This is a genomic window from Streptomyces sp. adm13(2018), from assembly GCF_008042145.1.
Taxonomy (GTDB): domain Bacteria; phylum Actinomycetota; class Actinomycetes; order Streptomycetales; family Streptomycetaceae; genus Streptomyces.
In genome coordinates, this window is the sequence record NZ_RDBH01000129.1 from 1,676,698 (window position 1) to 1,689,228 (window position 12,531).

Sequence of the window (12,531 nt, forward strand, 5' to 3'; positions counted from 1 at the left end):
CGCGCCCTCGCACACCGGGCGGGGGCTCAGCCCTGGAGGGCCTGGGCCGCGGCGATGCCCAGGGCCACCACCAGCGTCACCACCACGAAGACGAAGAGACGCTGCCGCAGCAGCCGCGGGTTGGCGGGCCGGCGCCCGGTGGACGTCGACCGCGCACCCGGCCGGGTCGCGGGGCGGCCCCCGGTCCGGGGACCGGCGGACGGCCGTGACGCGGGCCCGGGCCCCCGCCCGCCGCGCTCCCGCTCCGTGCCACGGTCCGTACCGCGGTCCGCGCCGCGCTCGGTGTTCCGTTCGGCGCCCCGCTCCGGCCCGCGACCGGGTACGTCCCGGTCGGTGTACCGCTCCGTGGGCCGTACGGTGTTCCGCTCCTCGGCGCGTTCCCGCTGCACCGGCGGCCGCGAGACCGGCAGGCCCTGCGCCTCGCGGGCCGCGATCTCCTTGAGCCGCATCGACAGCTGGAGGGTGCTGGGCCGGTCCTCGGGATCCTTCGCGAGACAGGCGCGGACGAGGGGCGCCAGCGCGTCCGGTACGCCGTGCAGCTGGGGCTCCTCGTGCACCACCCGGTAGAGCATGACCTCGGAACTTCCGTGCCCGAAGGGCGAGTCGCCCATCGCCGCGTACGCGAGCGTGGCCCCGAGCGAGAACACGTCGGTGGCCGGGGTGACGGCCGCGCCGCGGACCTGCTCGGGGGCGAGGAAGCCGGGGGAGCCGACGGCGGTGCCGACGTGGGTCAGGGTGCTGGCCCCGGTCGCCCAGGCGATGCCGAAGTCGATGATGCGGGGGCCCTTGGGGGAGAGCAGGATGTTCGACGGCTTGAGGTCGCGGTGCACGACCCCCGCCTCGTGGACGGCGACGAGCCCCTCCGACAGCGCGGCCCCGATCGAGGCGACGTCGGCGGCGCGCAGCGAGCCCTCCTCGGCGACCCGGTCGTGCAGCGAGGGCCCGGGCACGTACTGGGTGGCGAACCAGGGGCGTTCGGCCTCCAGGTCGGCGGCGACGAGCCGGGCCGTGCAGCCGCCGCGGATCCGGCGGGCGGCCGAGACCTCCCGGGCGAACCGGGAGCGGAACTCCTGGTCCTCGGCCAGGTCGGGCCGGATCACCTTGAGCGCCACCCGCTGGCCGCGCCGGTCGGACCCCAGGTACACGACGCCCATCCCACCGGCCCCGAGCCTGCGGTGGAGCCGGAACGACCCGACGATCCGCGGATCCTCGCGCCGGAGCCGCATCATCGCCATGTCCGTCCCCTCGTCCGTTCGACGTGGCACAGCTTACGTAGTGGCGCCCGCAGGCGCTCATAGGCCGCGCCCTCGCGCCCGGATCGATTGTCGGCGACGAGGGGTGGGCACCGTGCGGACGGCATCGGGCGTACGCCCCAACCCCCGGACCGCGCAATCCAGTTGACGGCCTGTCGAAGAGGCCCTCGGGGTGCCTCGCGGAGGCCCCCCGGGCACCTCCGACCAGGGTGTTCGCGGGACGGCCGGGGAAGTGATCGAAGTCACGCCCGGGCCGCCCCTCGCCGGGTCTCCGGCGAACCCCTCAGGGATGACCCCGGCTTCCGCGCCGCCGTCTCCACCCAGGGGAGTACGCCGTGCGGCCGCACGTCATCCTCCGGGAGGCCCGCAAGTAGGTACGCGGGCATGACGTCCGGCGGCCCCCGGCTCCCTAGTGTTGAGGTCAAGCGGCGGGTGCAGCACTCGTCCCCCGAGGTCACGCACCCGCCGCGCCAGACACGACAGGAGAGGAACCATGGCTTTCACGGCATCGCGGTCGGGCACCCAGCCTTCGAGCCGGCGTCACCCGCTGGTCGCCACCGCCATGGTCCTCCCTCTCGCGGCCCTGCTCGTGGTCGTCTTCGGCGGCTGGGAAGCGGTGGTCACACAGGCGTCGTCCGTGGGCGTGATGCTGGGGCGCTGACCAGCGCCCCGGACCCGGGAGAGCGGCCCGGGTCGGGACATCCGGCCATCAGCCCCGTGGGGACGGGGGTGCGGCGGACGGCAGCGTGGGGCCGGTCAGCTGGGGAGCTGACCGGCCCTCGCGCGTTCCCGCCCCGTACGCTCACCCCCGTGGACCTCCCCGACCGGCCCCTCCTCGACGCCCTCGCCGCGTACGCGCACTCCGCCGCCCACGAGCCCGGCACGCCCTGCCGCTGCGCGAGCGGCACCGTCGGGGTGCTGGCCGACCGGGACGACGGGACGGTGGTCCGGCACGGGCACCTCGTCGCCAAGGCCCACGCCCCGGCCACCGACCCGGCGGAGCACCGCGCGCGCGTCGCGCTCGCCGCCCATCCGGACGTCCGCGGGATCCTCCTCCCGCCGCTCCCGGGGCCCGGGCCCGGTGAACTCGACGGCCGCCCGGTCAGCCTGTGGCCGTACGGCGCGCCCGTCGACCCCGCCGACCCGGACGCCGCCCCCTGGGAGGAGGCGGCGGCCCTCCTCGCCCTGCTCCACCGCACGCCCCCGCCGGAGGGCCCGGCGGCGGCCCGTCTCCCCGCCATGCGTGCCCCGGTGAAGGCGGCCCTCGCCGTGGACCGGATGCGCCGCACGGCACCGGACCACCCGGCCGCCGCGACCGTGTCGGCCGCCTGGCGGTCGGTACCCGACCACGACGCGGCGGACGGTCCGCGCCTCCTCTGCCACGGCGACTTCCACCTGGGCCAGCTGGTCCGCGGCCCGGGAGCCCCGGGCCCGGCCCCCTGGCTGCTCATCGACGTGGACGACGCCGGTCTCGGCGACCCGGCCTGGGATCTGGCCCGGCCCGCCGCCTGGTTCGCCGCCGGCATCCTGCCCCCGGAGGTCTGGTCCCGCTTCCTCGGCGCGTACCTGCGGGCGGGCGGCCTTGCGGTGGGCGCCGACCCCTGGGCCGAACTCGACGTGCCCGCCCGCGCCCTGACGGTGCAGACGGCCGCGCTCGCCGTCGCCAAGTCGACGGCCGAGGGCCGCCCGCTGGACGAGGTCGAGGACGTGATGATCGACACCTGCGCCCGTATCGCCGGACATCGAACCGACTCGACCGCGGTGGCGTCCACGTAAGGTGAGGCCACCATTCGAACGGCGAAGTCAGGGAGTTGAGCCGACCATGCAGTGTCCCAAGTGTCACGCGGCCATGCACACGTACAACCGCAACGGCGTCCAGATCGAGCAGTGCAGCGGCTGCCGCGGGATATTCCTGGACTACGGCGAGCTGGAGGCCCTGACCCGCCTGGAGTCCCAGTGGGGCCAGCAGGCCCCGCCCGCGCCGCCGGCCCCGCAGGCCTACCCGGCCGCGCAGCCCGCCGCTCCCGCCTGGGGCGCCCCGCACCACGGCGGCCACCACGGCGGCGGTCACTACCGGCAGCGCGGCTTCGGCCGGATGCTCTTCTCCTCCTGACCGGGGTGACGCGGTGCACCGGGCCTCCCGGTGCACTCCCTCCCTCCCCGCGCACGAAGGAGCCCCCGACCGCGATGCGGCCGGGGGCTCCTTCGATGGTGCGCGATACTGGGATTGAACCAGTGACCTCTTCCGTGTCAGGGAAGCGCTCTCCCGCTGAGCTAATCGCGCGGGTGGTGCACACGGCGTACCCGAAGGCACTGCGTACGACGTGCGCGATACTGGGATTGAACCAGTGACCTCTTCCGTGTCAGGGAAGCGCTCTCCCGCTGAGCTAATCGCGCGGGACGGCCCGTACGGGCCGGATCTTCGGTTGTTCTGCGTGCGCGATACTGGGATTGAACCAGTGACCTCTTCCGTGTCAGGGAAGCGCTCTCCCGCTGAGCTAATCGCGCTTGGAGGTGGAGACGGGATTTGAACCCGTGTAGACGGCTTTGCAGGCCGTTGCCTCGCCTCTCGGCCACTCCACCAGGAGTGAATACAGGGGTTCGGGAAGATCCCCCACATCGAGCGGACGACGAGATTCGAACTCGCGACCCTCACCTTGGCAAGGTGATGCTCTACCAACTGAGCCACGTCCGCTTGTCGTTTCCGTTCCGCTTGCGCGTCCCGGCGACGTGTTGAACTCTAGCGGATTCCTGGGCCAGCACAAAAACGCGTTTCCGCAGCGTGCTGACCTGCGGACCGATCAGGGTGCCCGGCCGGGCGTCCCGGAGGGTTCGCGCCGCGTTCACTCGCCGTGTTCCCGAGGTGGCGGCGAGCCCCCGTCCTCCACGCCCCCGGTGCCCCTCCTCCGGCGGACCTAGACTCGACGCGTGTACCACCTTGCCCCGCTGGCCCGCTTCGGCGGCCTCCTCGCGACCGACCTCCGGGACGTCACCCACGACCCCGAGGCCCTGGACTCCGCCGGCTTCTGGGCCGTCTGCGCGGACTTCGAGGGACGGCTGACCTGCGCGCGCTTCGGCGACGTACGGGCCGATCCGGTCCCCGCGCCCGTCCCCGGCGGCTGGCGCGGCCCCGCCGCCGGTGACTGGACGTCGTCCCTCGACCGCGCCGCGTACATCGCGGGCGTCCGGCGCGTGCGCGAGCACATCGCGCGCGGGGAGGTCTACCAGGCGAACCTCTGCCGGGTGCTGACCGCGCCGCTGCCGGACCCGGCCGCCGCCGACGTCGACGCGCTCACCGCGCTCCTCGCCCGGGGCAACCCCGCCCCGTACGCGGGGACGATCCGGCTGCCCGCGCACGGCGTGGAGATCGCCACCGCCTCCCCCGAGCTGTACCTCCGCAAGGAGGGGGCCCTGATCTCCTCCGGTCCCATCAAGGGGACCGGCCGCACCGCGGCCGACCTCCTCCCCAAGGACCACGCGGAGAACGTGATGATCGTCGACCTGGTCCGCAACGACCTGGGACGCGTCAGCGAGACCGGCTCCGTCGCCGTGCCCGCCCTCTGCGCGGTCGAGGAGCACCCCGGCCTCGTCCACCTCGTCTCCACGGTCACCGGCCTGCTGCGGGAGGACGCCGGCTGGCCGGAGCTGCTGGGCGCCACCTTCCCGCCCGGCTCGGTGACCGGCGCGCCCAAGTCCAGCGCGCTGCGGATCATCGAGGCCCTGGAGACCGCGCCCCGCGGGCCGTACTGCGGAGGCGTCGGCTGGGTCGACGCCGACGCGGGCACCGCGCAGCTGGCCGTCGGCATACGGACCTTCTGGATCGACCGCGCCGAGGGCGTGCTCCGCTTCGGCACCGGCGCCGGGATCACCTGGGGCTCCGACCCGGAGCGCGAGTGGGACGAGACCGAGCTGAAGGCGTCCCGGCTGGTCGCGATAGCGTCGGGCGCTCACGAGTCAGGCGCCCTCGAGGCGACCGGAAAGGCCACTTCCCGATGAAGATCTGGGTCAACGGCGGGCTGCACGACGCGGAGGCCGCCACGGTCTCCGTACTGGACCACGGACTGACCGTCGGCGACGGCGTCTTCGAGACGGTGAAGGCGGAGCGCGGCGGGACCTTCGCCCTCACCCTCCACCTGGAGCGCCTGGCCCGGTCCGCCCGCGGACTCGGTCTGCCCGATCCGGACCTGGACGAGGTCCGCCGCGCCTGCGCCGCCGTCCTGGAGGCCAACCCGATGGAGCTCGGCCGGCTCCGCGTCACGTACACCGGCGGTGTCTCCCCGCTCGGCTCCGAGCGCGGCGACGCGGGGGCCGGCCTGGTCGTCGGCCTGGGGGAGACCGCCCGCCGCCCCGACTCCACCGCGGTGATCACCGTCCCGTGGACCCGCAACGAGCGGGGCGCCCTCACCGGACTCAAGACCACCTCGTACGCCGAGAACGTGGTCGCCCTGGCCCGGGCGCGCGAGCGGGGCGCCTCCGAGGCGCTGTTCGCCAACACCGTCGGGCGGCTCTGCGAGGGCACGGGCTCGAACGTCTTCGTCGTGGTCGGCGGCCGGATCCTCACCCCGCCCGTCTCCTCCGGCTGCCTCGCGGGCATCACCCGGGCCCTCACCGTGGAGTGGACCGGCGCGCAGGAGGCCGATCTGCCGCTGGACGTCCTGGAGAGCGCCGACGAGATCTTCCTGACCTCGACGCTCCGCGACGTCCAGGCCGTGCACCGGGTCGACGGGCGCGAGCTGTCGCCGGCGCCGGGCCCGGTGACGGCCAAGGCCATGCGGATCTTCGGCGAGCACGCCGGGCGGGACCGGGATCCGCGGCTCGCGTAGCGGCCCCGGGCAAAACCTGATGACGGACGGCCCGCGGGTGGGTAGAACACGACTGATGACCACCACCCTGCGGCCGGCCGAGCCGCTTCAGCAGACGCCCGACGGCGGCCGTTCCCGCACCTACGACGTGTGCGTGAACAGCCGCCGCGTGGGCTCCGTGCACCTCTCCACCGACCCCGGCTTCGGCGCCGCCTCCGGCGTGATCAGCCGCCTCGCGGTCCTGGAGCCGGACCGGGGGCGGGGCCGCGGCACCGTCGCGGCGCTGGCCTCGGAGGAGGTGCTGCGGGGCTGGGGCTGCGCCGAGGTCCAGATCTCCGTGCCCGCCGAGGCCGGACCGGCCCTGCGGATGGCCACGGCCCTCGGCTACACCGAGCGCAGCCGGAACATGGTCAAGGAACTGCCCGCCGAGCCGCCGACCCTGCCGGACGGCGTCGAGGTGCGGCCGATGACGGAGGCCGAGTACGCGGAGTGGGAGGTGCGGGCCAAGGAGGGCTTCGCGCGCAGCTGGACCGACCGGGGCGTGCCCGAGGAGCAGGCCCGCGCCAAGGCCGAGAGCAGCCACGCGAAGTACCTCCCGGACGGGCTGGCCAGCCCCGGGGTGGCGATCCACGTCGTCGTCCGGGACGGCAGGCCCGCCGGGCACCTGTGGACCGGCCGGATCGAGCTGGAGCCGGGACGGTGGGCGGCCTTCGTGTACGACATCGAGGTCGACGAGGCCCGGCGCGGCCACGGCTACGGGCGGGCGCTGATGCTGCTGGCCGAGCGGGTCGCGCGGGAGGCCGGGGACACCCTGATCGGCCTGCACGTCTTCGCGGGCAACACCCCGGCGCTCCGGCTGTACGAGTCGCTGGGCTACCGCACGACCTACGTCAACAGCGCGAAGGACTTGCGGTAGCGAGGCGAGGTCGCGGAAGGGCCCCTCGGGCTCCGGTCCGCACGTCCGGGCCCGGTTCCGGTCCGGCGCTCGGGCCCCGCGCTGCCGGGGGCTGTCTGGCCGCGGGCTCAGCCCCTCAGAAGGCGGTCCGCGATCTCCTCGATGCGGGCGCGCAGGCCGTCCTGGCTCTGGCCGCCGTCCAGGCGCTCGCCGTCGACCACGTACGTCGGGGTGCCGGTGACCTTGACGGCCTTGCCCTCGGCCTCGTCCGCGTCGACCGTGAGCAGGTGCCGCCCGTCGATCAGCGCCGTGTCGAACTCCTCGGCATCCAGGCCGAGTTCGGTGGCGACCTCCAGGAGCAGCTGCTCGCCCCGCTTGCCCAGCTCCGCGGTCCTGGCGAGCAGCGCCTCGGCGTACGGCCAGCCGCTGCCCTGGGCGAAGGCCTCCTCGGCGGCCTGCGCGGCGGCGTACGCGTGCTTGTGCTTCGCGAGCGGGAAGTGCCGCAGCTGCACGTCGAGCCGGTCGCCGTACTTCTCGCGCAGCGCGCGGACGTCGCCGAGGGCCCGGAGGCAGTCGGGGCACTGGAGGTCGAACCACGCCTCGACGACGACGGGGGAGGCGGGTGCGGTGCTGGAGTCGCTCATGGCAGCAGTCTCCCTCACCGGCCCCGAGGAGGAGACCGGGGGCGGGCGACCCGGAGATCTCCCTGAGACCGGCCCCGGGGCGTGGCCCCGGAGGGCCTCGCCGGTGCAGGATGGAAGGGACGTATCACCCGGGACCTGGAGGACCGCATGCTCGCCGAGACCATCTGCTCCGCGGTGTCCGCGGCCGGCCTGGGCATCGCCGCGATCACGGCGTACCGGAAGCGGTTCCTGTCCGCCGCCCGGATCGCGGCCTACTCCCTGGTGCCCATCGGCCTGGTCATGACGGGGGCCGTCGAATGGCTCGCGGACACCGCGTTCAGCCCGGTCGCCTGGGCCGGCTTCGGTGTCCTGGGCGCCGCGTGGCTCCTCTTCCTGTCCACCCGGGCCGTCGAGCGGCGCCGCGGCGGACGCCGGAAGGTCGCGGACGCGGCATCGCCTGGAGCCGTGGCCCCGGCGGCGTCGTCGTCCTCGCGCGCCGTGACGGCGAAGCCGCGGACCGGCAGCACCCCCGCCGGCGAGGACTTCAGCGACATCGAGGCGATTCTGAAGAAGCACGGAATCTGACCGCTTCTGGCCGTTCCCGCTTCCGTGATCGTCCGCCGATCCACGGGAAGGGGTGAACACCCCTTTCAAACAGGCACGATGGGCGGTTCCGGGCTCCCGGGTGCGCCATCATCCCCCCGAGATGCTGGATACCTCGCGGGAGACCGTCCCCGCCGCCACCGATGCCCCCGCCGAAGAGCCGCGCGGCTGCCTGTTCGCGCTCTCGCAGCCCCCGCTGATGATCTTTCTCGGGGTGATCGGCTGTCTGCTGCTCATGGCCGCCGTGCACGATCTCTTCGTCCTGTGACGGGCCGGGGCCCGTCCTGCCGGGGCGGGCAGGATCCGGAGGAGACGGCCTAGCCCGCCGCCTCCTTGCGGCGTGCCCGGTAGGCGGCCACGTGCAGTCGGTTGCCGCAGGTGCGGCTGTCGCAGTAGCGGCGCGAGCGGTTGCGGGAGAGGTCGACGAAGGCCCGGCCGCAGTCCGGCGCCTCGCAGCGCCGCAGCCGCTCCTGCTCGCCCGCCACCACGATGAACGCCAGCGCCATGCCGCAGTCCGCCGCGAGGTGGTCGGCCACCGAGGCGCCCGGCGCGAAGTAGTGCACGTGCCAGTCGTAGCCGTCGTGGTCGGTGAGCTGCGGTGTCGTGCCCGCGCCCGCCACCAGCTGGTTGATCAGCGGGGCCGCGATCCGGGCCTCGGGGGCGGAGAAGACCGCCGCGAACTTCTCGCGCACCCCGCGCACCGCCCGCAGGTCGGCCGCCCCGAGGTCGCCCACGTCGCTGATCTTGTGCGCGCGTACGAAGGTCCGCAGCCCCTGGATGTCCGCGAGCTCGTCGGCCCGGTCGCCCTGCGGCGCGGTGTTCATCAGATCGACGACTGTGTCGAGGGCGATCCGGGTGTCGTGGGGGATCAGCACGATTCGCTCCCTGGCCGGCCGCGGGCGGGCGCCCGCGGAATGGCGCTGACTTTAGCGCGACCGGGAAAAGGACAACGGCGCCCTCCGCCGCGCCGGCTGCGCGGCGGGGAGCGCCGGTGTCGTGCCTGGATGGCTGCCCGCGCGGCGCCGTCGCCCCGAGTCGGACGGCGCCGTGCGGCTCTCGGCCTGGCTCAGCTGTCCGCCAGGATGTGGGAGAGCTCCGTATCGAGATCGAAGTGCCGGTGCTCGGTGCCCGGTGGCACGGCGGCGTCGGTCCGCTTCAGGAACGACTCCAGGGCCCTCGCCGGGGCCTCGAGCAGGGCTTCTCCCTCGGGGGAGCTCAACGCGATGCAGACGACTCCCTGACCGTGACTACGCGACGGCCAGACGCGGACGTCGCCCGTGCCGGTGGGCCTGTGCAGCCCCTCGGCGAGAAGGTCGCGGGCGAAGACCCACTCGACCGTCTCCTCGGCTCCGGTGTGGAAGGTGGCGTGCACGGCATAGGGATCGGCCGTGTCATACCGCAGGCCCGCGGGTACAGGCAGTGAGGACTCGCTCGACACAACGAGGCGCAGGTGCAGCTCGCAGCTGACCGTGGTGTTCATAAGCGCCAGGGCCTTTCGCTCAGTGTGCGCTCGGGGATTCGCACGTCGGCGAAATCGACATGCCACCGCAGGTGCCGTTGTAAACCCCTCTGTCGGTTTTGTGATCGTTCAGGTCGCTCGATCGGGGGCGTGTGACCTGCGGTAATACCTCCATTCCGGTGAGGCCTCCGCGTCCGGTAAGTTGGTGACCATGAATGCGGAGAGTGACGAGCGCACCGGGGAGTCCGCAGACGGCAAGGACGCCGAACTGGGATCCCGCGCACCGGAGTTCATCAAGTCCCGACGGGGCCTCCATCTGAGCTGGCAGGTCGGCGTCTTCATCGTGGGACTCGCCGTGGTCGGCGCCGGAGTGGTCATGCTGCCGCTCCCGGGGCCCGGCTGGCTGGTCATCTTCGCCGGCATGGCGATCTGGGCGACCGAGTTCGTCTGGGCGCAGCTCGTGCTCCGCTGGACCAAGCGCAAGGTCACGGAGGCCGCCCAGCGTGCCCTCGACCCCAAGGTCCGCCGCCGGAACATCATCCTCACCAGCGTCGGTCTGGTGATCATCGCCGCCCTGCTGGGCATCTACCTGTGGAAGTTCGGCCTCGTCATGCCGTGGAAGATCGACGAGTGACCCGCGGGTGGTGCGGGAGCCCCGCTGACATGCGGTAATGTTTGCGGTGCACCGGGGCGATTAGCTCAGTGGGAGAGCACTTCGTTCACACCGAAGGGGTCACTGGTTCGAACCCAGTATCGCCCACCACCCGGTCCGAAGGCCCGAGACGGAACACCGTCTCGGGCCTTCGGCGTGACGGCCCCCGGGCCGCCCCGCCGTCACCGCATCCGCGCGACCCGGTCCCGGAGCCGGCGGGCGTCCCGCAGCCGCTGCTCGTACGTGGCGCCCACCGCGAGCAGCAGGAGCCCGGCGAGGGCCGGCGGCAGCCAGCGCGGCAGCGCGCCCACCGCCTGCACCACATACGGCGCCAGCTCGTGCAGTCCGTCCAGGGCCAGCACCGCCCCGCCCAGGACCAGGAGCGCCTGAAGCCGGAAACGCGCGCCGAGCAGCGTCACGGCCAGCGCCGCGAGACCCAGGGCCAGCGGGCGCGCCCACTCCGGGTCCGTCCAGGCCGCGACGAGGCTCGGCAGCAGGGTCGCCGCGAGACCCGGGCCGTACGCCGCCCAGGACGAGGCCTCCGGATCCCGGCGCCGCCGCAGGAACCCGACGGCCAGGGCGGGCACGGTCACCGGCAGGGTGTACGCCTCCGGGATCGTCACCTCCCACGCCGCGAGCCGCACCCAGGCGGCCAGCAGGAAGAGCGCCGCGGCCGTCCACGAGGCGAACCGCCGCCGCTCGGGCCGTACCGCCGTCGCCGCCGCGACCACCCCGCCCAGCGCCAGGGTCAGCGCCAGGAAGGCGGGCCGGGGCGCCGCGAGCGCGAACGCCGGGAGCGCCAGGGCCGCACCGGTGATCTCGACCGGCAGGGCCACCGGACGGGCCTTGGCGCCGACCGCGGCCGCGGCCGCCGTCACCCCGAGCAGGGCGAGCGCCGTCCAGTGGTCCTCGAAACCGCCGGCGGCGGCCGCCGCGAGCACCAGCCCGGCCGCGGTGAGCACCGCGGCACAGGCGGCGACCACCCGGCGCGCGCCCGTGCCGAACGCGGCCGTGCCCCCGAGGAGGACGAGCAGCGCGCCGAGCGCCGTGAACGTGGCCCCGCGCGAGTCCAGGGAGAGCGCGACCGCGCTCACCGCGGACCCGAGCCCGAGGCCGTAGACGATCCGGCCGAGGACGGTCCCGGCCCCCACGCCGGAGGCCGCCGTACGGGGCCGGGAAGGCACCCAGGCGCCCCAGGGGGTGCCGGACGCGGCCGGGGTGGCGGCGGGCGACTCGGCACCGGTCGTACCCGCCGTGCCCGCCGTGCCGGCCGCGCCCGCCTCAGGTCGCCGCAGGCCGCGTGCCAGCGGGCCCGGGCGGACCGCGCCCGCCAGGGCCGCCGCCGTCGTCAGGAGCTGGAGGGTGAGCGTCGCCGCGTACGGCAGGCCGAGGGAGACCGGGAGTGCGGTCAGGAGGGCCCAGGTCAGGGCCAGGGCCCCGCAGCGGGCCCACAGCCGGGGGACGGCCGCGAGCACGACTGCCGCCACCGCCAGAACCAGGGCGGCCGTCCCCGGGAACGAGGCGAGCGGCTGCCCCGCGTGCTCGCCCGACCACACACCGGTCGTCCGGGCCAGGGGCCCGAGGAGCCCGGCCGCCACCGGCGGCAGCGACCACACCACACCCAGCGCCGCGACCCCGGCGCCCGCGCAGGCGAGCCCCAGCCGGACACCGGCCGGCAGCGCGCGCGTGCGCCCGGCCTCCGGAGCCGTCTCCCGGCGGCCCGCGCGCCACACCGACGCCACGGCCAGGCCGCACAGCACGTACACCGGGACCGTCCAGTCCGAGGGCACCGCCGCGCGCAGCAGACCGCCCACGGCCGTGATCACCGCCAGACCCGCGACCACCGAGCCCGCCACCGCCGCGGCGGACGTGCGCCACGCCGTGAACAGGGCGATCGCCGCGGCCGCCAGCAGCAGCGGCGCACCGCTCCAGGGGGAGACCAGGGACAGCCAGCCGCCGGTGAGGAGGGCCCAGCCACCCAGGGTCGCCGCGCCGACCGCCGCCGTGATCCGCACCGCGGCCGGGCGGGTCCACAGGATCACCGCGCCGTCCGCCGCCGCCGTCGCGAGAGCCGCCCACGCGAAGGCCGTCGGGCCGCCCCCGGCCGCCAGCACGCCGAGCGGCAGCGGCAGCTGCCCCGCGACCACCGCCGCCGGCAGCGGGATCCGCAGCCGGGACAGCCCCGCACCGTACGCCGTCCACGCGCCCGCGAGCACCGCGGCCGCCACCGCCGTGTACCCGAGC

At 74.8% G+C, this 12,531-nt stretch carries 14 protein-coding genes and 6 tRNA genes; 10 read left to right on the plus strand and 10 right to left on the minus strand.

The window, feature by feature from the left end; translation table 11 throughout:
* Window positions 1-26 precede the first annotated feature (26 nt).
* Window positions 27-1,235 (minus strand): serine/threonine-protein kinase, encoded by a 1,209-nt coding sequence (locus EAO70_RS24445; RefSeq protein WP_148004930.1) that lies wholly within the window; start codon window positions 1,233-1,235, stop codon window positions 27-29.
* A gap of 511 nt (window positions 1,236-1,746) precedes the next feature.
* Between EAO70_RS24445 and EAO70_RS38115 the strand changes: the two genes are divergently transcribed.
* The 3 genes from EAO70_RS38115 to EAO70_RS24455 all read left to right on the plus strand — a co-directional run bounded on the left by EAO70_RS38115 (window position 1,747) and on the right by EAO70_RS24455 (window position 3,366).
* Window positions 1,747-1,914 carry a hypothetical protein gene (locus EAO70_RS38115; protein ID WP_187284003.1) on the plus strand — a complete coding sequence of 56 codons (168 nt, stop codon included), beginning with the start codon at window positions 1,747-1,749 and terminating at the stop codon, window positions 1,912-1,914.
* 149 nt (window positions 1,915-2,063) lie between these two features.
* Complete coding sequence (locus EAO70_RS24450; RefSeq protein ID WP_148004931.1) at window positions 2,064-3,029, plus strand: aminoglycoside phosphotransferase family protein; 966 nt, start codon at window positions 2,064-2,066, stop codon at window positions 3,027-3,029.
* 46 nt (window positions 3,030-3,075) lie between these two features.
* Window positions 3,076-3,366, plus strand: coding sequence for a zf-TFIIB domain-containing protein (locus EAO70_RS24455; RefSeq protein WP_148004932.1), 291 nt, complete (start codon window positions 3,076-3,078; stop codon window positions 3,364-3,366).
* Window positions 3,367-3,462: 96 nt separating this feature from the next.
* Here EAO70_RS24455 and EAO70_RS24460 read toward each other — a convergent pair.
* From EAO70_RS24460 to EAO70_RS24480, 5 genes are all read right to left on the minus strand, one after another.
* Window positions 3,463-3,537: transfer RNA gene (locus EAO70_RS24460), tRNA-Val, on the minus strand.
* A gap of 41 nt (window positions 3,538-3,578) precedes the next feature.
* A tRNA-Val gene (locus tag EAO70_RS24465) sits at window positions 3,579-3,650 on the minus strand.
* 39 nt (window positions 3,651-3,689) lie between these two features.
* A tRNA-Val gene (locus EAO70_RS24470) sits at window positions 3,690-3,761 on the minus strand.
* A 1-nt stretch (window position 3,762) separates the two neighbouring features.
* Window positions 3,763-3,836, minus strand: a tRNA-Cys gene (locus tag EAO70_RS24475).
* Window positions 3,837-3,875: 39 nt separating this feature from the next.
* A tRNA-Gly gene (locus EAO70_RS24480) sits at window positions 3,876-3,948 on the minus strand.
* Window positions 3,949-4,181: 233 nt separating this feature from the next.
* Between EAO70_RS24480 and EAO70_RS24485 the strand changes: the two genes are divergently transcribed.
* Genes EAO70_RS24485 through EAO70_RS24495 form a run of 3 tightly spaced genes read left to right on the plus strand, consistent with a single transcriptional unit; the run spans window position 4,182 to window position 6,971 of the window.
* The gene (locus tag EAO70_RS24485; RefSeq protein ID WP_148004933.1) at window positions 4,182-5,249 is read left to right on the plus strand and encodes a chorismate-binding protein; all 1,068 of its coding nucleotides are present in this window, start codon (window positions 4,182-4,184) and stop codon (window positions 5,247-5,249) included.
* Entirely contained in the window at window positions 5,246-6,076 is an 831-nt protein-coding gene (locus EAO70_RS24490; protein ID WP_148004934.1) for an aminotransferase class IV, read from the plus strand. The genes EAO70_RS24485 and EAO70_RS24490 overlap by 4 nt, the downstream gene beginning before the upstream one ends.
* Before the next feature lie 55 nt (window positions 6,077-6,131).
* Window positions 6,132-6,971: a GNAT family N-acetyltransferase gene (locus tag EAO70_RS24495; RefSeq protein ID WP_148004935.1), complete on the plus strand. Its 840-nt coding sequence runs from the start codon at window positions 6,132-6,134 to the stop codon at window positions 6,969-6,971.
* A gap of 107 nt (window positions 6,972-7,078) precedes the next feature.
* Here the strand turns inward: EAO70_RS24495 and EAO70_RS24500 are convergent, their stop codons facing one another.
* Complete coding sequence (locus EAO70_RS24500) at window positions 7,079-7,594, minus strand: DsbA family protein (RefSeq protein ID WP_148004936.1); 516 nt, start codon at window positions 7,592-7,594, stop codon at window positions 7,079-7,081.
* Between the two features lie 147 nt (window positions 7,595-7,741).
* On the opposite strand from EAO70_RS24500, the gene EAO70_RS24505 reads away from it, so the two are divergent.
* Complete coding sequence (locus tag EAO70_RS24505; RefSeq protein WP_148004937.1) at window positions 7,742-8,158, plus strand: hypothetical protein; 417 nt, start codon at window positions 7,742-7,744, stop codon at window positions 8,156-8,158.
* Between the two features lie 121 nt (window positions 8,159-8,279).
* Entirely contained in the window at window positions 8,280-8,444 is a 165-nt protein-coding gene (locus EAO70_RS38120; RefSeq protein ID WP_187284004.1) for a hypothetical protein, read from the plus strand.
* 49 nt (window positions 8,445-8,493) lie between these two features.
* Here EAO70_RS38120 and EAO70_RS24510 read toward each other — a convergent pair whose 3' ends face one another.
* Window positions 8,494-9,051 carry a CGNR zinc finger domain-containing protein gene (locus EAO70_RS24510; protein WP_148004938.1) on the minus strand — a complete coding sequence of 186 codons (558 nt, stop codon included), beginning with the start codon at window positions 9,049-9,051 and terminating at the stop codon, window positions 8,494-8,496.
* A gap of 191 nt (window positions 9,052-9,242) precedes the next feature.
* Window positions 9,243-9,656 carry an SsgA family sporulation/cell division regulator gene (locus EAO70_RS24515; protein WP_015032345.1) on the minus strand — a complete coding sequence of 138 codons (414 nt, stop codon included), beginning with the start codon at window positions 9,654-9,656 and terminating at the stop codon, window positions 9,243-9,245.
* Between the two features lie 190 nt (window positions 9,657-9,846).
* On the opposite strand from EAO70_RS24515, the gene EAO70_RS24520 reads away from it, so the two are divergent.
* Together EAO70_RS24520 and EAO70_RS24525 are read left to right on the plus strand one after the other, a co-directional pair.
* Window positions 9,847-10,269, plus strand: a complete 423-nt coding sequence (locus tag EAO70_RS24520; RefSeq protein ID WP_148004939.1) for a TIGR02611 family protein — start codon at window positions 9,847-9,849, stop codon at window positions 10,267-10,269.
* A gap of 54 nt (window positions 10,270-10,323) precedes the next feature.
* Window positions 10,324-10,398, plus strand: a tRNA-Val gene (locus EAO70_RS24525).
* Between the two features lie 71 nt (window positions 10,399-10,469).
* Here the strand turns inward: EAO70_RS24525 and EAO70_RS24530 are convergent.
* A partial coding sequence (locus tag EAO70_RS24530; protein WP_148005330.1) for an SCO7613 C-terminal domain-containing membrane protein occupies window positions 10,470-12,531 on the minus strand: 2,062 nt, incomplete at its 5' end.

Bases quoted from the DNA above. Each gene is read 5' to 3' on its own strand.
- EAO70_RS24495 (WP_148004935.1), top strand. From the start codon at position 6,132: ATGACCACCACCCTGCGGCCGGCCGAGCCGCTTCAGCAGACGCCCGAC.
- EAO70_RS24520 (WP_148004939.1), top strand. From the start codon at position 9,847: ATGAATGCGGAGAGTGACGAGCGCACCGGGGAGTCCGCAGACGGCAAG.
- EAO70_RS24455 (WP_148004932.1), top strand. From the start codon at position 3,076: ATGCAGTGTCCCAAGTGTCACGCGGCCATGCACACGTACAACCGCAAC.
- EAO70_RS24505 (WP_148004937.1), top strand. From the start codon at position 7,742: ATGCTCGCCGAGACCATCTGCTCCGCGGTGTCCGCGGCCGGCCTGGGC.
- EAO70_RS24500 (WP_148004936.1), bottom strand. From the start codon at position 7,594: ATGAGCGACTCCAGCACCGCACCCGCCTCCCCCGTCGTCGTCGAGGCG.
- EAO70_RS38115 (WP_187284003.1), top strand. From the start codon at position 1,747: ATGGCTTTCACGGCATCGCGGTCGGGCACCCAGCCTTCGAGCCGGCGT.
- EAO70_RS24515 (WP_015032345.1), bottom strand. From the start codon at position 9,656: ATGAACACCACGGTCAGCTGCGAGCTGCACCTGCGCCTCGTTGTGTCG.
- EAO70_RS24445 (WP_148004930.1), bottom strand. From the start codon at position 1,235: ATGGCGATGATGCGGCTCCGGCGCGAGGATCCGCGGATCGTCGGGTCG.
- EAO70_RS38120 (WP_187284004.1), top strand. From the start codon at position 8,280: ATGCTGGATACCTCGCGGGAGACCGTCCCCGCCGCCACCGATGCCCCC.
- EAO70_RS24490 (WP_148004934.1), top strand. From the start codon at position 5,246: ATGAAGATCTGGGTCAACGGCGGGCTGCACGACGCGGAGGCCGCCACG.